Below are 25,712 nucleotides of genomic sequence, written 5' to 3'. Positions count from 1 at the left end.
ATTTACAACCGGATTCATCAAAAAATTTAAAAAAGTCGATCAGGAATGAACTTCCTGACCGACTTTTTTTGCATGTCAATTACTTCTCCTCCCGCCTCTTAATCATCTCCAGAAACTCGAGAATGATGTCGGAAACGGCGTCCTCTTCGGACATATGAATATACTTGCTTATATGCACAATATCGCCTTTAAACAGCTCGATTAACTTTAACGTCGCATCGGGATCGTTATCCCTTGCTTTCTGAAGCAAACTCAGGAACTCTTCATCATCCGGGACAACTCTTTGATCATCTTTCGTTTCCATTTGTTCACCCCTTGCTGACTCATATTCAACTCGCGGGCGACTTCCCCCTCCGTTTTGTCCTGTAGATAGATTTTGGAGATGATCGTTTTTCCCGTCGTAGAAGGAAGCGCATTGATCAGCTGTCTTACAACAATTTTATTATCAGAAGATGAGGTGAAGCAGGTTACGGCCGGCTCGACTCCATTGAATGAACATTCCCGTTTTCTGACGACTCTCGCTCTGTATTGAACCCTCCATGCAATACGATAAACTTCTTTCCGATATTGCTCGTACACGGTATGTTGTTCCTTCAAAACTACCTCCCCCTTTCATTTTCATCTTCTATGTATAGGGAAATTTTTAAGGGGGTTATACAACCATAATTATATAAGTAGTAATGATTATAACATTTTTTCTATATTTTGGTTGTGCCATGACAAACTTTTTTTCCCCATATAGTGAAGGGCCCGAAAAAAGTTCAAGGAGGTACCCATGATGCAGGTTGCAGATATTGTGTCGTTGGTTGCTAATGTTGGCTTTCCCGTCACACTTTGCTTCATCCTGATCAAATATGTGCTGCAAACCGTTGGCGATAAATTGGGCAACATCGAGGCTTCCTTGCAGGCTCTCTCCGAAGAAGTGCAGCGGCTGGATGATATTCTGGGCGAAGATCGGCAGACCTCAGGAGCCTCCGGCAGCAAAGAATCTAGGAAACTGTGAAAATCCTCAGGCCTAAGGTTGTACCGCAGATGCGGGTAAAAACACCCCTATTTATATCTATGACGGGCCCGGCAAAGTTAGAACGATTGATGTCATAACAAAAAGCCCCATGCTGCTCGCTATCCCTTTGGTTCAAGGTTGGCGAAGCATGAGGCTTTTTGCAGGCTAGGAAAGTTTAAGATTGTTCCTTACGGTGATTTTAACCCTTGGTACAGTGCATCAAGCAGCCGGTGCGTCCGATCGCAGCCATACTCCCAGAACATCACCCCGGCCAGTTCTTGCGCCTTGACGTAATCGCATTTACAGCGGATCGATGCTTCATCGTCATAGGAGATAAACGTTTGGCCGTCAAACAGATACGGCGCTTTCGCCTCCTCATCCCAGTAACGGACAAATCCGTTGCGGTCGATATACTCGGCGGCTAATGCAGTAAAGTCCGGGCCGTACCCACCCGGGCCGGGAGACATTTGATACAGCCCGCGATTCACGTTTGGTACGTCCTTCCACATGCGTGAATAAAACGCTGCGCCGATGACGATTTTCTCCTTGGGCACCCCGGCCTGAATATACAGGTTCACCGAGGCGTCAACGCTAATGCGGAACAGGTCCCCGGTTCCTGTGTACAGGTTGGTGTGATGCCCGGTCAACGTCTGGAAGCCGCCGCGCATGTCGTACGTCATCAGCTGGACGAAATCAAGGTAACGCTGGACCTCAGCCATCTCCGTACCGTCAATGTAATATTGGTCCGCCCCAGCGGCGATCGTCAGCCCATAATGGCGGCCATCCCGTTCGCCTTGCCGATCCAGCGCCTCTCTCATCGTCCGCAGCAGCAGCGTGAAATTCGCCTTGTCGTCCGGGCTGGCAGCAATCCCCGCCTCGGCATAGCAGGGATACTCCCAATCCAGGTCGACCCCGTCAAGTGCATATTCCGTGACGGCGCGGACCGCCGACTCGGCCATTGCCTGCCGCCCGGCTTCCGTTGAAGCGGCCTCCGAGAAGCCGCCGGCGCTCCAGCCGCCTACGGACAGCAGGACCGTCAAGTCAGGATTCTCCCGTTTGAGTTCGGGCAGCAGGCCCAAGTTTTGCAAATGTCCCGTTTGAATCCGGTCCTCTCGCACATGGCCAAAGGCGATATTGATATGGGTCAGCTTCTTCAGCTCTTCCTTCGTCAGTTCAGGGAGGTGGCGGTCGCTAACGTATCCCGCCACCACATAGTTCCGGCTCATTTGGTGCTCCTCCCTTTGTTTGCGCGGCTACTCGCGCAAACCTGAGTTGTCGTCGTACACAGCTACAAATCGCTTAAAATCTGGAGTGCTTCCTTGCCGCTTCCCGGCTTATAACCCGATTGCACGTAACGGACGTTCCCTTCATGGTCCAGGACAAATAGGTGCGGGAACCCTCCGCTCCCTAACTGGATGCCGGCGTCCGTGAACCGGCGTAGCGCAATGTGACCCGGATCGCCGGCGAATACCGCGCCCTTCGGCAAGCGGGCAGCGGCTTCAGGGACGACGGGAGCCGGTGAGTCCTCTTCACGCCCAAGGACAAAAATAACCGGGATCCCCAAGACGTCAAACGTTTCCGCGAGCTCTCCTGTTTCACGCAGCAGATGCTTCGACGGCTCCCGTTCCGGCACCAGCCAAGCGATCATCGCGCCGCGTGGCCCTTGGCATAACGCCCCCAGCGTTGTCTCCGTCCCGTCTGCTTGCCATAGCGGCGTTTTGGGATCAGGTGTCCCGTACACCGGGATATGCCGTGATGGAGCTGGAAAGGTCAGCGTAACCTCGGTCTGCTCTTGCTCCACCACCCGGAAGTACGTGAACCGTCCCAGCACGGTACCGTCCTTCAGCCGTACGCCCGATGTGATCCGGTAATCCCCCGGCTCAACATCAAACGCCGTATCGTACACATCGGTTTTGCCGTGCGGGTACAGCAGCGTTTTATAGAACCCATTTTCCAGCCGGGCGATGGTGAAGTTCTCCATATAAGAGGCGTTTGGTGCGTCGGTTCCGCCATTCGCTTCGCGTCGAAGCAGCAATTGGCCGGCGCGGCCCTCGGCTTCCGCCTGTCCTTCTCGTACGCTTCCGATTGCCGCATCCACCCAAGTACCAGCCGCATAATACTGCGGCTTCAGCTCGCTTGGATGCAGCCTTGCCGGAATGCCGAGACTCCGGCATAACGCGACGAACAGAATGTCCAGCGCACCTTGGTCCGCAATCCGCAGCTGGAATGTGCCCAGGGGTCCTGCTTTGCCGCGCAGGTTCCCCGGTCCCTCATGCACTTTCCAGCCTTCATTCAGGAACTCAGCAATCCGGGAAGGATCGGCTTGATAAGATTTGATCTCCGCTTCGGTAAATTGATTCTGAAGCGCCTTCCGGTAAGGGGTGATCATCTCAAACCACACACGCGGGCACATCACGTACGTCACGAACAGCTCCCGGTTGTACGAATCCTTCCATGGCAACGATCCGGTCAAGTGGTCGTCCAGCGTCTCGCGCATCGTATCGGTCAAATCTTTCTCCCGCAAGCTTTCGAGCAGAAGCAGCGGCCATTCGCCATGTTCCGGGACGCGCTCCTCCAGGAAAGCGGCGATTTCCCGGCTGTTGCCGCGGGCAGGCTCAAGCACTTTCCATACCCGGTCTGCCGGCAGCCCAAGCTGGGCAGCAAGTTGCTTGGCATCCTCCTCCGTTAAGAACGTCTCCTCGTAAGCACGGCGCAATGCAGCCCCTTCGGCCACCCGTTCTTCATGCCGCTGTAACTGCTCCGCAGGGAGCGGCTCAGATTCCGGACCCTCCAGCTCCGGCGGAGGCACCATCTCGAAGTCCTCGCTTCCAGCCGGCTGCTCCGCCACCGCTCCGCTTAGCACGATCTCGAACCGGTCGCCATCGGCGATGCGGATCTTCCGCTGCCCCCAAGCCCCGTTCCGCACGGCCCGAACGATCAGATCGCCGTAACCGGTCGTGAACCGGACTTCGCCCCGCTCATCCGTGATCAGCTCGGCCAGCGGGAAGAGCTCGGCATAGTTGTACAGCTGGAACTGCACCTTTGCCCCAGCCGCCGGCGTGCCGTCCGCCTCACGCACCTCCACGGCGATCGTCCGGGTCGGCGCGTAATTCGCCAGCAGGTTCAGCTCCGCATACGGGCCGCCCTTGACGGTAATCTCCTCCGGCCCGGAATAGGTCGCCGGGACGCGGGTATGCACCAGCATTGCCCGTCGTGCCGGACCGCTGAACCACCCCTGGTCTAGGCGGGCCTCCGGTTCGCAAGCGCCGATATAATGCCACTTGCCGTCAGCCCAAGCCTCGACCCAAGCGTGATTATCGTCGCAGTGCGCCCAACGCGGCGTGTAGCACTGCCGCGCCGGAATGCCGATGCTGCGCAGCGCCGCAACCGCCAGCGTGGACTCCTCGCCGCAGCGCCCGCGCGCGTTGCGAATCATACCGATCGGCGACAGCGTGCGCAAGTCGCTGCCGATGTAGGTGGCTTTTTCATGGCACCAGTAATTCGCCTCGAGGATCGCCTCCGCCATCGATAAGCCCGCCGTCCGCGGCCCCAACTCCGCATAAATGACCTCACGGAAATCCTCGAGGTTCTCGGTGTTCACCCTGGCCGGCAGCACAAAATGCAAGAACAGGTAGTCCGGCACCCGGGCGCCCCAAGGTACCTGCTTACGGATGGCAAGCGCCTGACGAACATGGGTCAAGAAAAACGTGCCGTCATAATCGGCCAGATCATTTAGCGGCATATGCACATATAGAAATTTTAAAGCCCACGCCTCTTCGGCAGTTAAAGGGCCGTCAAAAACGTCAAACAATTCCTTCTCCCGGCCCTGTGCCAGCTTTCGGATGTCCGCAAACTTGCGTTCAATCTGCTCCAGCTCCTGTTCACTTAACGAAAACACCGGCGTCTCCACGCTCATCAACGCTCACTCCTTCCACAGTTTTCCGTCTTCCCGGATATAATAGATTCCCTTGCCGTCCGAAGCTGGCGCGGAAATCTCAAATCTTCTTCTCGCGGCCTCGACCGTCGGATGAATGCGTAGCGAATCCCTTTCTTCCGCGCTGACGAGCTCCGTAAGCTCCGCCGTAAATCGGCCATGACGGGCATAATAGTTCCGCTGGCGATAATACAGTCGGCGCAGCTCCCATTTGATATATTCGTCCTGCGGCAGCGGGAAACCGGCGGATCCGCCGCCCGTATCGGCTCCCTCGTCCGCAAAGACTACATAACCCCACAGCTCGGGATAATGCATGTTGATGACTCCTTGCGGGGACCATACCCAGTTGTCCTCGGGATAAGGCTTCCCGGTCTCAGGATTGATTTGCTTGACGTAGCGGCCGTCTTGCACCTCCACACGCCATTCTACCCGGGAAAAATTCACCCGCCAGAACTCGCCCGGCAGCGGCGGACGCCCCTCCGGCGCGCATTCGCGCAGCGCGGCCCACGGGAGGGCCACCTCCACGCTCCACCGTCGATTTTTTGCAGTCGGATCGTTTAACTTCCCATCGATATCTACCGCCGTGCGCAACCCATTAATATCCCAGCCATTCACCGGCGGTCCGCCGTCCCGGTATGGCTTGACTAACAGCAAATCCCATACCGTATTCAGCGCGTTGATTTCAAATTCATAATATAGGTGGCTGTCGCCATCTGGATCGATAAAGATTTCAAAGTCGTTGTCATGGAAAATCACCGAATCCCGCTCCGTCAGCGTCGCCCAAATTTCGTCCTCCTCCATTTCGGCCGCCACGTAGAAGTATTCATCATCCCACAGCATTTTCGCCCGCGTCCGTTTGCTTGGCTTGGGCCGCACATCGCCTTCGATATCCACGAAGTCGTCGGTCCATGCCGCGGCATCCCAGAACGGCTTGTCGATCCGCCCGTCCAGGACAAGCGGCCCGGCGGCCCGCTTGCAGACATAGGTTTTGGGCGCATATTCGATTGAAGGTTCAGGCACCTCGCTGTAATTCACCGTTGTTCTCTCTCCCTTCCTGACTTAAGTAAAGACTGCCTAGCGGATGCGCAGCACGATCGCGATCGGCGTCTCCCCTTGCCGCGCGGCGTCGGGCAGGCGCACCGCCACCCCGCCTTCGGAAGACGGTCGGAAGTCCAAGGCTTCGGCGCCGCCGACCAGGTCGATCCGGATGATGCCGGAAGCGGATAGCGGCAGAAGCACTTCCTCCGGAATTGCCTCGGTGTCCTCTTGCACCAGCATCAAGGCGTATCTTGTCTCTCCCTTGCGGGTGAAGTAAATGTTCCCGGAAGCATACGGCTCGCAGATCCGTGTCCCGTAGATCGCTTCCCCGTACACCTTCAGCCACTCGCCTAACCCTTTCATCCGCTCCAACGCCGGCTTGGGCAGCCTCCCGTCCGGCTGCGGCCCGACGTTTAACGCAAGATTGCCGCCTTTGGCGACGATTTCGACGAGCAGATGCACCAGTTCGCGGACGGACTTATAGCTGTCGTTATAGCTGAACGAGAACGAATGCCCCATGGTGATGCAGCTCTCCCAAGGGACGGTGAGCGGCCGCTCCGGCACAGTTTGCTCGGGGGTGATCAGGTTCTCGTACGGCCCGCCGACCGTCCGGTCCGCGGTCAACAACCAAGGTTGGATTTGCCGCGCCTTCTCCACCACTTCGCCGAGACGAATGTCCTGACCGCGGCGGGCATTCACCCACCCGGCGTCCAGCCACAGCATATCGATGCGGCCATACCGCGTCATCAGCTCCATGATTTGCGCATGGGTAAACTGAACAAACTGCTCCCACAGCCAAGGGTACTGCTTCGGATCGTACGAAGGTCCGCGCCACATTCTGCGGCCCCGTTCCATGCCCGGCGCCCAGTAATACGGCGTATGCCAGTCCGCTTTGGAGAAATAGGCGGAGATCGCCAATCCTTCGGCGCGGAACGCATCGAACAGCACCCGACAAATATCCGCATAACGGTGCATATGGAACGGACAATCCGGCCCGGTGATCCGGTAGTTGGTGGTATGGGTATCCCACATACAAAATCCGTCATGATGCTTGGTCGTAAACGTTAAATACTTGAACCCGCCATCAGCTGCAGCTTTCGCCCATAATTCGGGCTGAAAGCGGATCGGATGAAACGTACGATTCAAATCAAAATATTCCTGCTTAAACTGTTCCATGTCATCGATCCAGTCAATGTCGTTCCGGGACCAGTCCCCGTCCTCATCGCTCAGCGCCCAGGACTCCACCAGGCCAAGCTGGGAGTATGGCCCCCAGTGCATCATCAGGCCCAGCTTCTGATCCTGGAACCATTCCAGCCGCTCGAGGATGAACGGATCTTCCGGTTTCACCCAGTTCCGTTCACTGCTGTAATTGTGCACGCCTTGCTCCACTGCCGGTTCAGCTGCAAAAGGCGCCTCGGAGGGCGCCTTCTGCGGCTCGGCCGACGGCTCCTGATACGCGATTTCCTTCTCGCTCATGGATGCCTCCTTATCTCGGTCCGATAGATTTATTTGTTCGTATTAGCTACCTTAGCTGCCTTAGCTGCCTTGATTCCAACGGTCATAAGCGGCTTGGTATACTTCGGCAATGCGATCGCTGCCCATTTTCTTCAGCTGGCTGACATATTTATCCCAGTTATCAAGCGATTCCTGGCCGGTAACGAACTTCGCTTCCATTTGCGTCACATACGTATTCAGGTCAGACAGCAACGCAGACACCTCGGATTGCTCATCGGTCGTCAGGAAGGCGTTCGGGAACGGCGGTTTGCCGATCGGAGCCAGCTTCTCTTGGGTTTGCTGTTCAATCCATTCGTCAAATTCTGTCTTCAAGCCGTTCGTCAATTCGCTCAGGTTGACCCCCGGCGTCAAAATACCGTAGTTTGGTGTAATCGTTCCGCGATACTCCTCACGGTCTTTGCCATCCGGCACCGGCAGCCATTCCTTCACTTTGTTCTCTTTGTCCTTGTACTGCCACAACAGTCCTTCCGGACCTTGCGTCCACAAGGTTGCACCTTCATAGCTGTATTGATAATCGATCCAACGCATCGTCGCTGCCGGATTCGGGTTGCTCTTCGTAATGGCGAAGGTCCCGTTGGCCGACATGCCCGGATGCTTGCCGTAAACCGGCGTACCGGCAATTTCACTCGCCACCGGCGTCATCAGCGGATGCTCATCACTTGGTTCCCCGCCGAGCGTGAAATAGGGATGATAATCGCTGAACAAGGCGATTTGGTTATTTTTCCCTTTTGCCTTCTTCTGGTCATCGGTTTGCGAGAACGTCTCGTGATCCAGCAACTCTTCCTTCCACAGGCGGTTCATAAAGGTCAAATACCCTTTATAACCTTCTTCTTGCGGCGCATAATGCACTTTGCCGTCCTTATCGGCATAGATGGTCGTGTCATACATCCCCCAGAACCCGAAGAAGAACATCCGCAGATCGTCCAGCTTCACGGACGAGAGCGGGATTTCGTCGGCTTTGCCGTTCCCGTTCGGATCCTCTTCCTTCACCCGTTTCAGATAGGTGTAGAGCTCTTCCGTGGTCTTTGGCTCTTCGGCGTTTAACGCCTTCAAGAACTTGCCGTTATACCACATCGGACCGCGATACCATACCGCTGCGGTATCGATGAACGGCAGGGCATAAATATGCCCATCCGTCGTCGTGATGTTCTTACGAATATCTGGGTTCTCGTCGAGGATCTTCTTCAAGTTAGGAGCGTAGTTGTCAATCAGATCCTCCAGAGGAATCAGAATCCCTTGGCTGCCATAGGTGACTTGCTCAGCAGGGGTAATGTCCGCTGCGTACAGTGCATCTGGCAGGTCACCGCTGGCGAACACCAGGTTTTTCTTCGTACTGAAGCTATCGATAGGAGCCGTTTGGAACTCCACTTTGATCCCCGACAGCTTCTCCATCTCTTGGACTACGGGCATCGTGCTCCAATCAGCCATCCCGGCATCGGGCGCAAACATCGTCAGCGTAAGCGGCTCATCGACGATGGGGAATCCCTCTTTCTTAACGCCCTTCACTTCACCAGCTTGTTCGGAATTGGATGCGTTCGTTCCCGAATTCGCCCCATTTCCCGAATTACTTGCCGTGTTGCCCGAATTGCCGGACGAACCGCAGGCTGCCAGCAACGAGGCCAGCAGGAGCAAGCTTAAGGCTAATGCTCCCCGTCTTTTCAGCTTCTGCATGAATGAATCCTCCTTTTGAATATTTTGAATGTATGGCAAGATCATCCCTTAACGGAACCGATCATGACACCTTGCACGAAATAACGTTGCAGGAAAGGATACACCACAATGACCGGCAGCGTCGCTACAATAATCACCGCATATTTGACCAGCGCGGCCACTTCCGCCCGGTTATTTAAGGCAGTTGCGGTAGCGGCGTCGATCGAACCGGTTTGCGCCGACATCTCCTGCAGGACAAGAATTTGCCGTAGCACAAGCTGCAGCGGATATTTCGCATCGTCATTCAGATAAATCATGGCTGAAAAGTAGCTGTTCCAGTGACCTACCCCGAAGAACAGAGCCATTACCGCGATAATCGAAGTCGACAAGGGCAGCACAATTTGGAAAAATAGCCGGAAGTTGCTGCAGCCATCGATTTCTGCGGCCTCCTGGAGCTCCTTTGGGATGTTGGACTGAAAAAACGTCCGGCAAACGATAAGATTCCAAACGGAGGTGGCCCCCGGTAGGATCAAAGCCCACATCGTGTTGACCATGCCCAAATCCTTAATGAGCAAATAGGTCGGGACCAAACCACCGCTGAAGAACATCGTTACCATAAAGATCCCCATAAACAGGTTCCGCCCAACAAAGTCTTTGCGGCTAAGCGCATAGGCGGTCGGGATTGTCACCGCCAGATTCACCAGCGTCCCTACAACGGTATAGAGAATGGTGTTCCCGTAGCCGGTCCAGATTTGCGGATCCCGGAACACCCGTTCATACCCTTCGAAGGTAAGGCCCATCGGCCATAACCACATTTCCCCGGAAGAGACGTATTTCGGGGTACTGACAGAGGCGCTAATGATGTAAATAATCGGATATGCGACGATGACCAGCGCCAGAAACAAAAACGCATAGTTGCATGCTAGAAAAATGCGATCCCGCCGAGTTTCCTTAATTGCCGATACCACATGCCCCACTCCTTTCTTCTACCATAGGCTGTTTTCACTGACGCGCCGAACGATCTGATTGACGGTGACAAGCAATATCGCGTTAACAACCGAGTTGAACAAGCCAACCGCCGTGGAGAAGCTGTACTGCGCATCCAGCAAGCCTGACCGGTAGACGAACGTCGAGATGACGTCGGAGGATTCCATGTTCAGCGGGTTTTGCAGCAGCAGGATCTTCTCGAACCCAACGCCCAGCAGACTGCCCATATTCAGAATCATCAGGATGGTAATCGTGGGCAGAATCGCCGGAATATTGATGTACCGAATCCGCTGCATACGCGAGGCCCCATCCAAAATAGCCGCTTCATGAAGACCCGGATCAACCCCGGTTAATGCGGCCAAATAAATGATCGTGCCCCATCCGGTTCCTTGCCATACGTCAGACAGCACATACACCGTTTTGAACCAGCGAGGATCGGACAAGAAGTCAGGAGCCTTGATGCCAAACGCTTCAATCAAGTTCACGATCATCCCTGTTGAAGGCGTCAGGAACGTAATGATCATCCCCGCCATTACGACCATCGAAATAAAGTGCGGTGCATAGGTTACGGTCTGAACCGTACGTTTAAAGAAGCCGTCCTTCACCTCGTTGAAAGCCAAGGCCAGGATAATCGGGAGCGGGAACCCTACGGCCAGCCCGTATAAGCTGATCCCCAGCGTGTTCCATAGCAGATCCCAGAAATAATAAGAATTAAAGAAACGAACAAAGTGATCGAAGCCAACCCATGGACTGCCCAAAATTCCGTTCACGGGAATAAAGTTTTTAAAAGCGATTTGAATCCCGTACATCGGCACGTAGCTAAAGATCAAAATACTTAATAATGCAGGTGCGATAAAAATGTACAATTGCCAATTCCGGAGGATTTTTGTCCTAAGTTTACTTTTGGTAGCGATTGGGGTTATAGGCCTGGTGTCGATCGCGGTTGGTGCGCTTTTCTGCATCGGCGACTCCTCCTTTTTTTCTGAAGTGTAATGGGGCCGCCAGGCCTTCGTAAATATGTCATTTTGCTTCGAGATAACAAAACGCCGTGGCAATTTTAACAAATTGATTGATTTTCATATCTTTTCATGTAAATAAACTTAACACTTAGTTGTCCTGAACAAATGGAGGAAATGTGTATTTTTTTACGGTTCATGCCGCGATCTAAGCCGAATAAAGCCAGAGAACAAGCGCTGGCAAGCAAAAATAACATGTTTTTACCACCCGCTTCCGCTACTTTCCTCCCTTGCGTTATCCGGCAAACTCCTTTACATTTTATATAAAAAAATAAAATAGAGCGGGCGAGGGGGCAGACGTAACGTGAAGCTGAATTACTTTAAGTCTAAGCTTTTTCAAAAATACACCTGGTCTTACTTGTTCATGCTACTGGTTCCACTTGCATTGTTATCGGTCTTCATCTATAACAGCGCGGTCCGCAATCTCCGCTCCGAAATTGAACAATCCCATTTGAACCAGTTAACGCAGGCCAAGACGATCGTGGACAGCCATGTTAAGCAGCTCAGCGATATCGCTTCGCGGGTTGCTTATGACGATCAACTGGCCCGTTATCGCGTGCATGATCCGTATTACAGCTTAGAGGCGATCAATGCGCTCAAAAATTACAAGGCGACCAGCCCAATCATCGGGGAAATGTTCCTTTACTTCCATGGCGATGAGAGGATTTATTCCACCGCCGGGATGACAAGTCTGGACGTGTTTCACGAACGTTATCATTTTCTGAACTGGGAAGGCTCTACACTGGTTGAGGAACTGAATTCCGTCAAGTTTCCTGTCATTCACTCCACCGAGATGCTGAACCAGAACGGAACGATACAGCATTCGGTCTTGGCTTATCTCGTTCCGATTACACCTAACAACCCGAACCCGCACGGGACATTAATGTACTTGATCCCAAAATCGGAATTAACCCGACTGATCGATACAATTCTTGGCAACTATGAAGGATCTTCTTATATTTTCGATAACCACGGTCGTGTCATGGCTTCCAAGAACAATCAAGAACAATCGCTTCAGGGATCGGACTTACAACAATTGGTTGCGCTTTCAACAGGAATCCACAGCATCGAGATAGGCGGGGTATCGCATTCCGTGGTTTCGGTCAAGTCAGAGACCAACGGCTGGGAATACGTCACCTTGATGCCCAGCTCGCAGTTCCTTGACAGCGTGATGCATCTGCGCAGCCTAATGATTCTGCTGCTGGCTGTGCTGACCGTCGTCGGAACCTTGGCGGCTCTGATCTTGGCGCGGCGTCAGCTTCATCCGATTCTTGACCTCGTCAAGTTTGCCGATTCCAAATCGAAGCCCGGCGTACTGGCTGCCAAACCGCACAAAACCGGCAACGAGCTGGACCGCATCCGTACGGCGCTGCAGGAATACAGCTCGCGCGCCGATCTGCAGGAGCCGTATGCACGCAATCATTTTCTATTGATGTTGCTGAAATACGGAAACGCCCGCAGCCTGATGCCAGAGCTGTTAAGCTCGCTGGAGATCAACCTGAACAAAGCGCATTATTTCGCCATGGTAATCGGCCGGGATGAAGCGGCGAAGAGCCGGCTGAACACCCACGATTGGCAGGCGATGATCGGGCGGCTGGCCGCGGCGGAAATTCCTGAATATGGCGCGTGCCTTTACAGCGTGGAGCTGCCTAAACCCGGACAAATCGCTCTGATCGTTGGCTTTGACAAGGTCGACTCCTGGTCCGGACCCGACCAGTTCCGCCGGATCGTCCACCGCATCCACGACAATCTGCTGGAGCAGTTCCGGATCGACCCGGTTATCGGTGTAGGTACTTATTACAGCGATCCTGATCAACTGAACCAATCGTTTATTGAGGCTTGCTCGGCGTTTGAATCGCGGATGTTTACCGGGCATGGCAGCATCACCTTCTTCGAGAAGCTGTCCCATGCGCCGGGAGAAACGTCCTGGGTGCCTAAGAACGAGTTGCTGAAGCTGTCCCAAAGCTTAAAGCAAGGCAGCTACGAAGTGGCCGCCCAAACGATCGGCGAATCGATGAAGGTGTTGCAAAATCCGGAGCTATCCGTCGAGATGAAGCGCTGCATTAGCTTTGACATCTTGAATACAATTCTGCGAACGGGAATGGAGATGGATATTCGCGATTGGACCTACGAAATCCCAAGTTCCGATGCGTTTAATTCCCTGCAGGAGCTGGAGCGCCATTTCCTTGGCCTTGCTTCGCGGATCTGCGAGTTGGCGCTGCATAACGAACGCAAGGAAGAGCATTCCCTGATGGACCGAATTATCGCCTACATCGACAGCAATTATATGGATCACTCGTTAAGTCTGGAAGCAATCTCCTGCAAATATTCGATTTCGGTGTCCCATTTCAGCCGCTCCTTCAAAGATCAGATGGGAATCAATTTCGTTCAATACATCTGGCAAAAACGGATGATGGCGGTGATGAACGATCTGACGTCCACCAACGATCCACTGAAGGACATTATTCAGCGGGTCGGCTACCTCGACACGCCTAACTTCATCCGTAAGTTTAAGAAGGAAACCGGATTAACTCCGGGCCAGTACCGCAAACTGTACTCCCAGGTGGAATCCAGCAATCCACCGATTTCGGACTCGGCCGATGTCGGATAAGACGGTGGTTCCAGAATGAGAAGAAGGCTGCCTAAGCTTGAGTGCTTAGGCAGCCTTTTAGAATTGATGCTTTGGTTTATTTTCCACAGCATTTCTTGTACTTCAAACCGCTTCCGCAAGGGCAAGGTTCGTTGCGGCCGATCTTGTTCGACCGGGCTTGCTTAACGATATGCCCGCGAATGGAAGGTCTCGCTTGCGAGCTTCCGGAATTGTCCTGCATCCGGCGCAGCTCGTCCAACGTGTGTCCGGCATTGGACCACATCCGGGTGTGATCGTATACGTCGCCAATGAGGGCTACCGCTTGCTGTGCCTGCTTCTGCGACGAGAAGTTCAGGTCCCGACGTTCGAATTCGTAGAGCAGATCCTGCAAGGAAGCTTCCATCGAGCAGCCGAGTTGAATGTCGTCTACTAAATACTCCGCGCTTTCCGCATCCAAATGAAACTCCTTCGTCACAAACTCCCGCAACGCCGTCAGTTGCGGAGTCATCTCAAAGTAGTCTTGATCCGCATATTTAAGCAGTTCCTGCGCCTCCGGCACGTAGTAAGGTTTCCCTTGCACTTTGCCCTTGAGCTCGTCAAATTCTTTGTCTTCCATGTCCAAGGAGGCGATATAGCCCTGACGAAGCTCAAAATACTGATCCGTCCGGAGTAAAAATTGGTTCAGCTGTTGCAGCAAGTCCTCTTCTGTGATGGATGCATGGCTGTTCTGCGCGTTATAGATTTCCGTAAGCTTCGCTGGCGCGATGATTCCATACAGATTAATCGCGGCCATCAAGTAATTGTAGAGCCGGTGGCTTCGTTCCAGCGCTTGCCGGAAAGCCGGTTGATCCAGCTTCCGGAAGGCTGCCTTCACTTCGTCCGGAATCACCAGGTGCAACTGGTTATCAGTGAAAAAAGTAAACAGCAAGCCGCGATCCAGGAAATAATAGTAGTATCCGAAAGGTGTCGCGTTGCTTGGTTGATAGGAACCGTAAAGCAGCGAGGCGAACAGCTCCCATTCCTTCGGTCTGCTATTTCGTAAAGCAACCTCCAGCGATTCGGGATTCTCAATGCTTGCTTGAACGGCGGCGGCCAGCTCCTCCTTCTTCATCTTGGAGCGGCCAGGGATGCTATAAACGGCGGCTAACGCCGCCAGCCTGGTCTTGGTCAGGCTGGGCAAGATGTCCGACAGCCGATGCATCACCTCGCCAATCATCGCATGCTTAATATTGTTCTCCTCTAGCAGTTGGTTCGTCTGATCAGTCATGTAAAACTACTCCTTCTTCATTTCATTCAAACGGATATTTCAGCCCCCATTGCCCGCGAATCTGATCCATCAAGCGCAGAATAGCCAGCGATTCATCGAGCGAAATGTCGCTGCTTTCGGTCAACCCGGCATTCAGGGCCAGACCGACGGCTTCCGCCTCATAGGCGTAACCTTTAAAGGTCCGATCATCGGTCACGGTCTCAGGCTCTTCCCCATCGACATACAACGTGGCCGTGGTCGCGTTAAGGAACCCGGGAATGTATATCTTGCCGTTCGTTCCATGAATATAAGCATCGTTGCCGATCGCCAACCGCACGGCGCCGTTTAAGGAAGCGACAGCCCCATTTTCATAGGTCAACAATACGGAGAAGTGCTCATCGACCCCGGTTTCCCCGATATGCGCTGTACTTTGGATGCTTTGCGGGTGCGGCCCCAGCACCATCGACGCAAACGAAACCGGGTAGATGCCGGCGTCCAGCAGCGCCCCGCCGCCAAGCTCGGGGTTGAGCAGCCTCCCGGCCGGATCCCAGCCGGCGCGGAAGCCAAAGTCCGCTTTCACCATGCGCACTTCGCCGATCCGTCCGGCCGCCAGCCATTCCCGCACCCGGCGGATGACTGGCAGGAACCGCGTCCACATCGCTTCCATCAGGAACAGCTTGTGTTCGCGGGCATAGGCTACCAGTTCCTCCAATTCGGCGGCATTGACCGTAAACGGCTTCTCGCATAAGACAGCCTTTCCCGCACGCAGTGCCATCATCACATTTTCCTTATGGTAAGGATGCGGTGTAGCTACATAGACGGCATCGACTTCCGGGTCGGCGACCAGTTCCTCATAGCTTCCATACGCTTTAGGAATCCCAAATTTCTCAGCAAACGCCTTGGCCTTCTCCAGATTTCTCGAACCGATGGCATAGGCTTCGCCGTTGCTCGCATGCGCCAAATCCCCCGCAAACGATTCGGCAATTCCCCCAGCCGCTAAAATTCCCCACTTGATCGTCGCCTCTCCCATTCGTTCCTTCCTCCTTTGCTCGATTCATCTTCCATTCATTATAACTGCTAACCCGCCGATGGGGAAACGGAACGAATTGGAGCGTCCGATATGCTATAATCAATAGACGCGGGAAGGACAAGCCCCCGCAATTTCGCCATTTGAGAGGTTGGGCTGCATGCTGACATTTGAGCAGAAACTGGAAATCTTCAAATCATTCCCTGAGCTGGAACAAAGAAACGTATCGCTGGGCCGGGTAAATTTCCACTATGAAGGCAGCGTTTATGATAAAAAGACCGTCGTCTACCACCTGCACCCCAACGGGAACGGGTTTGTTTACGCCGGGCTGCTGGACGGTTATGAGACCGATGCCAAAGGATTCGTGAATATTCGGGACATGGCGGAGCCCGAGCTGCGCCGCCTGGTCAAGGCGTCAATTACCGCTTTGTCCGTCCGGAAGGACGAAGACAGCGTTTCACCCTCTGTGAACTCCGGATCGAAAGACGCTTCCCTGCAGAACACCTCAACCGGGGGTGTGTGGGCAAATGCCAAAGGCGAGAAGCTGACGCTCAAATACGAGGATGATTTGTGGTATATCTACTCCGGATTAAGCCTGGAAATGGCCTTCGAAACCCGCGAGGAAGCCGGAGAGTATTTGGCGGAGGAAGGCTTTTCCCCATTTAAAGGATAATAACTGAAACTCGAGCGACCGACCATGCCTTACGGGGCATGGTTTTTTGTTGATTTCAAAAAAAGTTTGAATTCGTTCAATAAATTGTTTGATTTTTGACACAAAATGTTCAATAATTAAGTCAGACACAATTTGTTCACATTTGTAAGTCCAGTGAAACGTAAAGGAGCGAGTCCTCATGTGGCAACCGGAGAAATTGAAAGGCAACGCTTTTCTATGGATTGTTGGGCTGGGTGTTTTTTACGCAGTGTTCTACACGGTATTTACCCTACTCTCGATTCACGGTTAATGGGTCGCGTTTTTTGTAACCGCTGCCATGGGCTTGGGCGATCTGCCTGATCCCGCGTAAGAGCCATGTCAAATGGCTATCACAACTTCTTGATTTAAGCACATCTACCGCCAAGCCGGTGAGGTCTTCCTCCTGCGCGAGGCGGTATTTTTGTTTTTGCCGGGAAGGGATAGCAAGGTATAATACGTTACGTGGCCGCGATCGGCCCTAGGAACAACTGAAGCTAAGGAGTTATCAACTTGAAAAATCTGCTCGTCACCGGTTACCGCGCCCATGAGCTCGGTATTTACAACCAGAAGCACCCAGGCATTCCCTATATCCGTCAAGCGATCACCCATCGCCTCATCCCCTTGTTGGAAGAAGGGTTAGAATGGGTCATTACCCCCGGCCAATACGGCGTGGATCTGTGGGCTTGCGAAGCTGTGTTTGAGTTGAGGAAGCGGTACCCCCAGCTGAAATGCTCGATCATCACCGCCTACAGCCGTCAAGAAGAGAAATGGAGCGATGAGAAAAAAGACTACTATTCGCAAATTCTTCGCCAGGTCGACCATTATGCTGCAGCGAGCAAAGATCCTTACCTCGGCCCTTGGCAGTTTGCGGGCCGGGACGAGCTGCTATTCCGGAAGACCGATGGTATTCTGCTCGTCTATGACGAGGAGTCGGGCGAGGCAAGCCCGAAATATTTTAAGGAACGTGCCTTAAAGAAGCAAGCCCAGGACGGTTACGTCTACATCAACATCGGTTCCGAAGAAATTCAAGCAATCGCTAGCGAAGAACAGGAGCGGGCTTACGTTGACAGCGACATCCGCCCGGATGAATATGGCCCGGCTTAAGCGAATTTCTTCCCGGGTGTTAACGCAGTAATCCCCCATTTCCCCGCTGCCTCTCTCTCCCCGCTCTCACGGGCCAATCCCCCTTCAGTCACCTTCCGCCCGCCTCCGGACTACACTAATAGCGTAAATCGCTTTCAGTGCAGCATGACGTTTGCATAGCAAAGGAGGTATTCCCATGGGCGAAAGGCAGCTCCCTACCGTTGCTTATTTCAGCATGGAGTACGGTCTTCATTCCGATTTTAAAATGTATGCGGGAGGACTTGGCGTCCTCGCCGGTGATTTTATCAAAGGGGCCAAAGATATCGGCGCTCCGCTCGTCGGAGTTGGCATCAAGTGGAAGCAAGGATATACCGATCAGCGGATCGGCGAGGATGGACGGCCCTACGATATGTTTACCGATCACGAATACGAGTTTCTTGAGGACACCGGCATCACCGTCATGGTGACGATCAAAAATACCGAGGTTCCTTGCAAAGTATGGAAAACCGAACAGTTTGGCAATAATCCACTTTATTTGCTTGATACCGACCTCCCGGGCAGCGAGAACGGCTGGATTACCGCTCGCTTATACGGCGGCGGCTTCGGCGAGGAGCGGATCGCCCAGGAAATCGTGCTGGGCATCGGGGGCGTAAAGGCGCTGCGCGCGCTGAACATCCCGGTAGAGGTGTACCATTTCAACGAGGGGCATGCCGCCCTGGCCGCCACGGAGCTGATCCGCGAAAAAATGCAGGCCGGGCTGACCTTCGAATCCGCTTGGCGGAATACCCGCGAAACGGTCGTGTTCACGACCCATACGCCGGTCAAGGAAGGCAACGAAGCCCATGGGCTGGATTTGCTGGAGGCGATGTCCGCCTTTAACGGGTTAAGCCGCGATCAGATGGAGCGGATTGGCGGCAACCCGTTTAACATGACCGTCGCCGGTCTGCGGCTGGCGCGCCGCGCCAACGCCGTGGCTGCGCTGCATGCGGAGACCGCAAACCGCATGTGGAAGGACGTGGCCGGGCGCGCGGAGATCATCGGGATCACCAACGCGATCCACCTGCCGACGTGGGCCGACCCGCGGATGCTCCGCGCTTATGACGAGGGCGGCGATGTATGGGCCGTCCATATGGAGTTGAAGCGCGAGCTGATCGGGTTGATCCGCGAGCGGTCGGGAGTGGAGCTGAATCCGGAGCGGCTGCTGATCGGGTTCTCGCGCCGGGCTGCGCCGTATAAGCGCAGCGACCTGATCTTTTCCCGTCCGGACCTAATCGCACCTTACCTTGAATCCGGACGGATCCAGCTTGTGTTCTCCGGTAAAGCCCATCCGAATGACGAAACTGGCAAGCGGATCGTCAGCAACCTGGTCGCGATGATGAAGCGATATCCTGGCAGCGTCGTGTTTCTGGAAAACTACGACATGACGATCGGCGCCAAGCTGACCCGCGGCGCGGACGTTTGGCTGAACAACCCGCGCCGGCCGCTGGAAGCGAGCGGCACCTCGGGGATGAAAGCCGCCGTCAACGGCGTGCTGAACTGCTCGATCCTCGACGGCTGGTGGCCGGAGGCCTGCCTGGACGGCGAGAACGGCTGGCAGATCGGCGACGGCTTCGAGTCGGCCGACCCGGACGAGCTGGACCGGCATGACAGCGCAGCGCTCTACGACACGCTGCTCAACCGGGTCGTGCCGGCCTACTACGAGGATCGCCCCCGCTGGGTGCAGATGATGCAGCGCAGCATCGAAACCACCCGCGAGGCATTCTCAACCAAGCGGATGCTGGAGGAGTATTACCGGAAGCTGTATATGCGGTGAAAGCGGTGGATGCGGCGAAAGCAGTGGTGAACGTGACAATAGCGGTGAATACGACGGATGGTGAGCTTGGCGAACGCGGTGGATGCGGCGGATGGTGAGCTTGGCGAGAGCGGTGGTGGATGAGGTGTGATTGTGAATGCGGCGGATAAAGCTGCAACGCAGTGTGAGGGGTTGCACTTGCACCGTTTTTTGGTGTAGATGTGACTTCCCCTCTTACACCGTTGTTTATCTCCTCCAAACCGTTATTTACTGGTATGGATGCGGCTCCCCTCCTCGCATCGTTATTTTATCGTTATTTATTTGGTGTCGATGCAGCTCAACTTCCCCTTCGAACCGTTGTTTATTGGTATGGGTGCGCCCACACTCACCTTCCACACAATGTAGTTCGTCTCCACTTCCCTTCCGCACCAAATGTATGCGAAAAATCGAATACATTTCAGCGTTTTCTGCGGTTTTAAGGGAATGTATATGAAATTTCATATATATTTGCCCAGTTTCGAGAGAATTGATCGAAATCTATATGAAAAACCGAATATATTCCAATTTTTTTCGTCGTTGGCACCCTTTTGTATATGAAAAATCGAATACATTTCCGATATTACCTAAAGAAGCGATTCCCAATATACATAAAAGGAGAAACCAACTTGATGAACAAAACGAGCATATTCTATCGCGCCTTTGCGAAACGCCTGCTGCTTCTAGGGCTCGCCCTGGTCTGCCTCATCTCCGGCGGCATCAGTTGGGCCTCTGCCCCCGCTCCCGCCTCCGCCGCAGGCACGGCGACGGCGGCGCCTGCCAAAAACGTCGTCCTGCTGGACGCTTCCAGCGGACATGCCTTTGTGCCCAGCCGGGCCTTAAACGGACTGAACGGTATCCAGGTTCAGTGGGATGCAGCCCGGCAGCAGTTGACGATCGCGCAGGGCGAAGCCACGTCCGCGATCCTGAAGGTCGGCTCCGCCAAGGCCGAGGTTAACGGCGAGCCGACCACCCTAGCCGACGCGCCGTTCCCCCAGGCCGGCGCGACCTACGTGCCGCTGCAATTCGTCAGCGCCACGTTCAATTTGCCGGCGGAATGGGACAAAACCGCCGGCTCAGTTACCCTGGGTCAAGGCGATGCCCGCTTGACCCTGCCGTATACAAGCCGCAGCGCGCTCACCAGCGCCGGCGCCTCAAAAGCGATCGTCAGCGCGCGCAAGACGTTTAAAGTGGGCGGACGTTCCTTCTCCACGCAGATGGTCACCATCTCGTTGATGGATCCCAAAGTCCGCCTGAAGGTGGCGCTCGCTGGCGACGCGGTCGGCAAGGTCGAGGAACTGAGCAGCCTCGCCAAGCGCCATAAGGCTGTCGTTGCCATCAACGGCACGTTCTTCAACGCTTATACAGATAACGCCTACAAAGCTCCTTACGGCTATATCGTCAGCGGCGGCGAGTTGAAGATGAAAGCTTCCGGCGACAAGCGCACCATCTTCACCTATGACTCCAACCTGCTGGCGCGGTTGATCCCCGGCGATGACTTCAACGATGCCTTTAACGCAGGCACGATGGAGGGAGCGCTTCAAGCCGGGCCGCGCCTTGTGGTCAATGGCAAAGTAGCCGTTGACGTCAAAGCGGAGGGCTTCAAGGACCCGAAAATTCTCACCGGCGGCGGTGCCCGCAGCGCCTTAGGCCTCACGCGCGACCATAAGCTGATCCTGCTGACCACCGGCGGCGCCACGATTCCGCAGCTCGCGGAAATCATGAAGCAAGCCGGCGCGTACCAAGCGATGAACCTGGACGGCGGCGCCTCCAGCGGCCTGTATTATAACGGGAAATACCTGACCCAACCGGGCCGCAAAATCAGCAATGCGCTGATCGTCACCTACCAATAAGCAAGAAAGTCAACAGCAACGAAGCGACCAACCAACGTAAGACCATCAACAATCAAAACGGCACTTCCAAGGAGTTCACCCCGCAGGGACAAGCTCCAAAGAAGTGCCGTCTTTTTACATCACCCTCTTATCTCAACCCTTTACGCCGATTCGAAATGTCGAGCCAAACCGCAAAGACGAGGATCGAGCCCTTCACCACGTATTGCCAGAACGACTCCAGCCCCATCAACGACATCCCATTGTCGAGCGAGGTCATGACGAGCGCTCCAATTAAGGCGCCCAGCACCGTACCCGCACCGCCCATCAGCGATGTCCCGCCGATGACGCAAGCCGCGATCGCGTCCATTTCCGCCATGTTCCCGGCGGTGATCGTCGCCGAAGCGAGGCGCGACGTCAAGACAATCGACGCGATGGACGCCAGCAACCCGCTGAGCAGGAAGACGATCATCGTCTTGCGGCGGATATTGATGCCGGACAGCCGGGCCGCTTCCAGGTTGCCGCCGATCGCATAAATGTGCCGGCCGAAGGTTGTTTTGGTGGACAGGAAGTAGAAAATGGCCGCCAGCGCGATAACGAAGATGATCGGGAACGGAATGCCCTTGTAGGCATTCATCACGAGCACGAAAGCGACGACCAGCAGGGAGAGCGCGGCCATCTTGATCACGTCCACTGCAAATGGCGCCACCTCAAAGCCGTATTTCTGCCGGGAACGACGTTTGCGCAGCGTGCTCCACACAATCAGGCCAATGGCCAATATCCCAAGGATGATGCCGAATCCCGAGGCAAAATACGCGTTACCCAGCAGCGCCAGCACTTTATCGGAGACCGGGATCGTCATCGATTTGGTCACGCCCATCAGCGTGCCGCGAAAGACCATCATGCCCCCCAGCGTGACGATAAAGGCGGGGATCATTTTGTAGGCGACCAACCAGCCCTGCAGCAAGCCTAAGATTGCGCCAGCTGCCAGCGTAGCGAGAATCACCACAATCGCCGGCAGCCCCAGCCAGTTGCTGAAAATCGCGGCAAGCCCGCCGGTCAACCCCACGATGGAACCCACCGACAAGTCAATATGCCCGGCGACGATCACCAAGACCATCCCAATCGCCAAAATCGACGTCACCGACATTTGCGTAAACAGGTTGGATAAGTTCCGCGCCGTCAAAAAAGTCGGGTCCAGCAGGCCAAACAGCACCCAGATCAACACCAGTGCGCCCACCATCGTGTAGGCCCGCACGTCCATTTTGCCGAACAGGCTGCCCCAAAGCGTCGGCTTTAAGGCGGCCCCATCCGTTTGTTTACCTAGTTCCTTTTGAAGCTCCATGTTTATTTCCCTCCCGTAGCGGCTTGCATGATATTTTCTTGGGTCGCTTCGCGCCAGTCGAACTCCCGGACAAATTTGCCTTCGCTCATCACCAGAATTCGGTCACTCATCCCGAGCACCTCTGGAAGCTCCGAAGAGATCATGATGATGGCCACGCCCTGGTCGACCAGCTGATTCATAAGATGATAAATCTCGTATTTCGCCCCGACATCAATGCCGCGGGTTGGTTCGTCCATGATGAGAATTTTCGGGTCAGACATCAGCCATTTGCCGATAACAACCTTCTGCTGGTTCCCGCCGGACAATGTGCCGACAGGGGTTTCCAACGACGCGGTTTTCGTCTTTAAATCCTGCACATATTTCAGACCCCAGCGGATTTCCTCATTATCGTTAATCACGCTTAACTTCGAGACCTTAGCCAACGTCGCCAGCGTTGTATTCGTCTTGACGTCCATCCCCATGACGAGCCCTTGACGCTTGCGATCCTCGCTGACGAGGGCGAGTCCGGCGCGGATGGCGTCGGAGACGGAGCGAATCCGCACTGGATTGCCTTCTACGAAGATCTCCCCCGTCGCCTTACCGCCGTATGCGCCAAACAGGCTGCTGACCAGCTCGGTCCGGCCGGCCCCCATCAACCCCGCGATGCCGAGGATTTCCCCTTTGCGCACCCGGAAGCTGACATCCTTAATCACCCTCTGATTCCGCTTCTCCGGATGCCACACGTTATAGTTCCGAACCTCCAGCACAGTATCCGATGGGCGATGCTCCACCCGTGGGTACCGTTCCGTCAGCTCCCGTCCGACCATCATCGACACGACCTGGTCATCATTCGTTTCCTTGCGATCCAGCGTCGCTATCGTGCGACCGTCGCGAAGCACCGTAATCGAGTCGGCCAGAGCAAACACCTCCGGCATCTTGTGCGAAATATAAACGCAAGACACCCCTTCGCTGCGCAGCTGATTCAAGATGTCCATCAGGATCGCCACTTCACTTTCCGTTAAAGCGGCCGTAGGTTCATCCAGAATCAAAATCTGCGTATGCTTGGACAACGCCTTGGCGATCTCCACCAGCTGCTGCTGGCCGATGCCGAGACTGCCGATTTTCGTATCCGGAGAAATATTCAGCCCAACCCGCTTCAGCCACTGCGCCGCGTTATGATACAGCTCATCCCACTGGATCACGCCGCGTTTGGTTGGTTCCGCCCCAAGGAAAATATTCTCGCCCACCGTCATCTCCTTCACGAGCGCCAGCTCCTGGTGAATGATGGCGATGCCGGCTTTTTCTGCATCGGCAATGTTGTGGAACTGCTTCTTCTCGCCGCCGATGACGATGTCCCCGCTGTAGGTGCCGGCTGGGTACAAGCCGCTCAGCACCTTCATCAGCGTTGATTTACCCGCTCCGTTCTCGCCGCAGAGCGCGTGGATTTCCCCTTTACGCACTTGGAAGTTCACGCGGTCAAGGGCTTTCACGCCGGGAAACTCCTTGCTGATATTCACCATTTCCAATACATACATAGGCTTAGCTCTCCTTCATTCGCCTAAGGATCGGCGAAAAGCGCGAAACCAAGGAGGCGCCGAACGCTCCCTGGTTTTCGCCGCTTCCGCCCTTACCGATGTCCGGTTCGCATTACTTCGGCCATTGATCCTTTGGTACGTTTTTGTACACGTCCTCCAGCTTGTGGAACCCGTCTTCAATCACGACGTTCAGGCTATCCTTGTTGAGCGGAATTGGATCCAGCAGCACGGAAGGCACGTCAATTTTGCCGTTGTTGACGGTTTTGTCCGCTTTTACTTCCTCGCCTTTGGCGGCCGCAACTGCCATTTCCGCAGCGGTGATGGCAATCGATTTAATCGGTTTGTAGACAGTCATCAGCTGCGTACCTTCGGCGATCCGTTGGACTGCGGCCAAGTCCGCGTCCTGCCCGGATACCGGGATTTTGCCGGCCATACCTTGTGCGTTTAACGCTTGGATTACCCCGCCGGCCGTGCCGTCATTTGCAGCGACCACGCCCTGAATGTCATTGTTATTGGCGGTCAGCGCATTCTCCATATTCTTCAGTGCTTCTTCCGGCTTCCAGTCCTTGGAGAACTGGTCATATACGATCTTGATGTCGCCTTTCTCCTCCAGCGGCTTCAGCACGTTCATCGCGCCTTCCTTGAACATGTGCGCGTTGTTATCGGTGTCCGCACCGCCGATGTAAACGATGTTGCCCTTTGGTGCCGCTTCAATTACAGCGCGGGCTTGAAGTTCGCCGACCCGAACGTTATCGAAGGAGATGTAATAGTCAACGTCCGAGTTTCTGATCAAACGGTCATACGCGATGACCTTGATGCCTTCTTTGTGCGCTTTTTCCACGATGGGTGCGGTTGCTTCGGCGTTGTGTGCGATGACCACCAACACGTCAACGCCTTGCGAAATCAGTTGCTCCGCTTGGCTCAACTGCGTTGCGTCGTCACCGTTCGCCGCAAGCACCTTCACTTCGCCCCCGAGCTCTTCGACTTTGGCGGTGAATAAATCCCGGTCCTTCTGCCACCGTTCTTCCTTCAGGGTGTCCATCGACATGCCGATGACGATTTTCCCGTCGTCCTTGCCTCCAGCCGCGCTCTCTGCATTGTTCTTTGTGTTCCCGCTGTTGGCGCTGCCGTCCGAAACAACCCCGCAGCCTGCCAGGGTGGAAGCTAACAAAATGGCTGCCAAGCTTAACCGTACAAAATGACTATGTTTTTTCACTACGCCTACGCCCCTTCTTTTAAATAATCGTTTGATGATTCCGCTTACAAAAATATCGTAGCATCGCTCCTCGCGCTTCGGTTCGGTCAAAGCCTGCACTTGTTTGCGCTTGTTCTGCATTCCTTTGCCATCGGATGTAAATGCTTTCAAACCGAACGCTTTCACTGGATTTTTTTGTGCAATCACAACAAAAAAGTCCT

Annotated in this window: 20 protein-coding genes; 6 read left to right on the top strand and 14 right to left on the bottom strand. The window is 54.6% G+C overall.

What is annotated here, in order from left to right:
* Positions 1-79 precede the first annotated feature (79 nt).
* Positions 80-304, bottom strand: a complete 225-nt coding sequence (locus tag NSQ80_RS04750) for a hypothetical protein (RefSeq protein ID WP_009224659.1) — start codon at positions 302-304, stop codon at positions 80-82.
* Positions 253-597, bottom strand: coding sequence for a DUF1492 domain-containing protein (locus NSQ80_RS04745; RefSeq protein WP_009224658.1), 345 nt, complete (start codon positions 595-597; stop codon positions 253-255). Before NSQ80_RS04745 ends, NSQ80_RS04750 begins: the two co-directional genes overlap by 52 nt.
* A gap of 178 nt (positions 598-775) precedes the next feature.
* Here NSQ80_RS04745 and NSQ80_RS04740 point away from each other — a divergent pair, with 178 nt between their 5' ends.
* Positions 776-1,003 carry a hypothetical protein gene (locus NSQ80_RS04740; RefSeq protein ID WP_009224657.1) on the top strand — a complete coding sequence of 76 codons (228 nt, stop codon included), beginning with the start codon at positions 776-778 and terminating at the stop codon, positions 1,001-1,003.
* A 188-nt stretch (positions 1,004-1,191) separates the two neighbouring features.
* Here NSQ80_RS04740 and NSQ80_RS04735 read toward each other — a convergent pair whose 3' ends face one another.
* The 7 genes from NSQ80_RS04735 to NSQ80_RS04705 form a co-directional block, all read right to left on the bottom strand.
* A complete protein-coding gene (locus tag NSQ80_RS04735; protein ID WP_009224656.1) occupies positions 1,192-2,229 on the bottom strand; it encodes a glycoside hydrolase family 18 protein in 1,038 nt (345 codons plus the stop codon).
* 62 nt (positions 2,230-2,291) lie between these two features.
* Positions 2,292-4,919, bottom strand: a complete 2,628-nt coding sequence (locus tag NSQ80_RS04730) for a transglutaminase domain-containing protein (RefSeq protein ID WP_260069770.1) — start codon at positions 4,917-4,919, stop codon at positions 2,292-2,294.
* 6 nt (positions 4,920-4,925) lie between these two features.
* Entirely contained in the window at positions 4,926-5,972 is a 1,047-nt protein-coding gene (locus tag NSQ80_RS04725) for a carbohydrate-binding family 9-like protein (RefSeq protein WP_260069769.1), read from the bottom strand.
* 39 nt (positions 5,973-6,011) lie between these two features.
* Positions 6,012-7,451, bottom strand: a complete 1,440-nt coding sequence (locus NSQ80_RS04720) for an alpha-L-fucosidase (RefSeq protein ID WP_260069768.1) — start codon at positions 7,449-7,451, stop codon at positions 6,012-6,014.
* Between the two features lie 60 nt (positions 7,452-7,511).
* Positions 7,512-9,161, bottom strand: coding sequence for an extracellular solute-binding protein (locus tag NSQ80_RS04715; RefSeq protein ID WP_009224652.1), 1,650 nt, complete (start codon positions 9,159-9,161; stop codon positions 7,512-7,514).
* Between the two features lie 41 nt (positions 9,162-9,202).
* Positions 9,203-10,108 (bottom strand): carbohydrate ABC transporter permease, encoded by a 906-nt coding sequence (locus NSQ80_RS04710; protein ID WP_339301582.1) that lies wholly within the window; start codon positions 10,106-10,108, stop codon positions 9,203-9,205.
* Between the two features lie 18 nt (positions 10,109-10,126).
* Complete coding sequence (locus tag NSQ80_RS04705) at positions 10,127-11,089, bottom strand: ABC transporter permease subunit (protein WP_009224650.1); 963 nt, start codon at positions 11,087-11,089, stop codon at positions 10,127-10,129.
* 358 nt (positions 11,090-11,447) lie between these two features.
* Between NSQ80_RS04705 and NSQ80_RS04700 the strand changes: the two genes are divergently transcribed.
* Entirely contained in the window at positions 11,448-13,754 is a 2,307-nt protein-coding gene (locus NSQ80_RS04700) for a helix-turn-helix domain-containing protein (protein ID WP_009224649.1), read from the top strand.
* Between the two features lie 76 nt (positions 13,755-13,830).
* Here NSQ80_RS04700 and NSQ80_RS04695 read toward each other — a convergent pair whose 3' ends face one another.
* Together NSQ80_RS04695 and NSQ80_RS04690 are read right to left on the bottom strand one after the other, a co-directional pair.
* Positions 13,831-15,000 carry an SEC-C metal-binding domain-containing protein gene (locus NSQ80_RS04695; protein ID WP_323075852.1) on the bottom strand — a complete coding sequence of 390 codons (1,170 nt, stop codon included), beginning with the start codon at positions 14,998-15,000 and terminating at the stop codon, positions 13,831-13,833.
* A gap of 22 nt (positions 15,001-15,022) precedes the next feature.
* Positions 15,023-16,009, bottom strand: a complete 987-nt coding sequence (locus tag NSQ80_RS04690) for a Gfo/Idh/MocA family oxidoreductase (protein ID WP_323075851.1) — start codon at positions 16,007-16,009, stop codon at positions 15,023-15,025.
* A 157-nt stretch (positions 16,010-16,166) separates the two neighbouring features.
* Between NSQ80_RS04690 and NSQ80_RS04685 the strand changes: the two genes are divergently transcribed.
* The 4 genes from NSQ80_RS04685 (at position 16,167) to NSQ80_RS04670 (ending at position 21,461) form a co-directional block, all read left to right on the top strand.
* Complete coding sequence (locus tag NSQ80_RS04685) at positions 16,167-16,679, top strand: hypothetical protein (protein WP_009224646.1); 513 nt, start codon at positions 16,167-16,169, stop codon at positions 16,677-16,679.
* 528 nt (positions 16,680-17,207) lie between these two features.
* The gene (locus NSQ80_RS04680) at positions 17,208-17,801 is read left to right on the top strand and encodes a DUF1273 domain-containing protein (protein ID WP_009224645.1); all 594 of its coding nucleotides are present in this window, start codon (positions 17,208-17,210) and stop codon (positions 17,799-17,801) included.
* 175 nt (positions 17,802-17,976) lie between these two features.
* Positions 17,977-19,593, top strand: coding sequence for an alpha-glucan family phosphorylase (gene glgP / locus NSQ80_RS04675; protein ID WP_339301578.1), 1,617 nt, complete (start codon positions 17,977-17,979; stop codon positions 19,591-19,593).
* A 647-nt stretch (positions 19,594-20,240) separates the two neighbouring features.
* The gene (locus tag NSQ80_RS04670) at positions 20,241-21,461 is read left to right on the top strand and encodes a phosphodiester glycosidase family protein (RefSeq protein WP_260069806.1); all 1,221 of its coding nucleotides are present in this window, start codon (positions 20,241-20,243) and stop codon (positions 21,459-21,461) included.
* 127 nt (positions 21,462-21,588) lie between these two features.
* On the opposite strand, the gene NSQ80_RS04665 is transcribed toward NSQ80_RS04670, so the two are convergent.
* From NSQ80_RS04665 to xylF, 3 genes are all read right to left on the bottom strand, one after another.
* Positions 21,589-22,782, bottom strand: a complete 1,194-nt coding sequence (locus tag NSQ80_RS04665; RefSeq protein ID WP_009224642.1) for a sugar ABC transporter permease — start codon at positions 22,780-22,782, stop codon at positions 21,589-21,591.
* Positions 22,783-22,784: 2 nt separating this feature from the next.
* On the bottom strand, positions 22,785-24,296 hold the full coding sequence (locus NSQ80_RS04660) for a xylose ABC transporter ATP-binding protein (RefSeq protein WP_260069766.1): 1,512 nt from the start codon (positions 24,294-24,296) through the stop codon (positions 22,785-22,787).
* A 112-nt stretch (positions 24,297-24,408) separates the two neighbouring features.
* On the bottom strand, positions 24,409-25,698 hold the full coding sequence (gene xylF / locus NSQ80_RS04655) for a D-xylose ABC transporter substrate-binding protein (protein ID WP_009224640.1): 1,290 nt from the start codon (positions 25,696-25,698) through the stop codon (positions 24,409-24,411).
* Positions 25,699-25,712: the final 14 nt, after the last annotated feature.

Origin of the sequence: Paenibacillus sp. FSL K6-2441 (assembly GCF_037964765.1) — a bacterium.
GTDB lineage: Bacteria > Bacillota > Bacilli > Paenibacillales > Paenibacillaceae > Fontibacillus > Fontibacillus phoenicis.
Note: the sequence above shows the minus strand (reverse complement) of the source record. Positions and strands in the feature narration are given on the sequence as shown.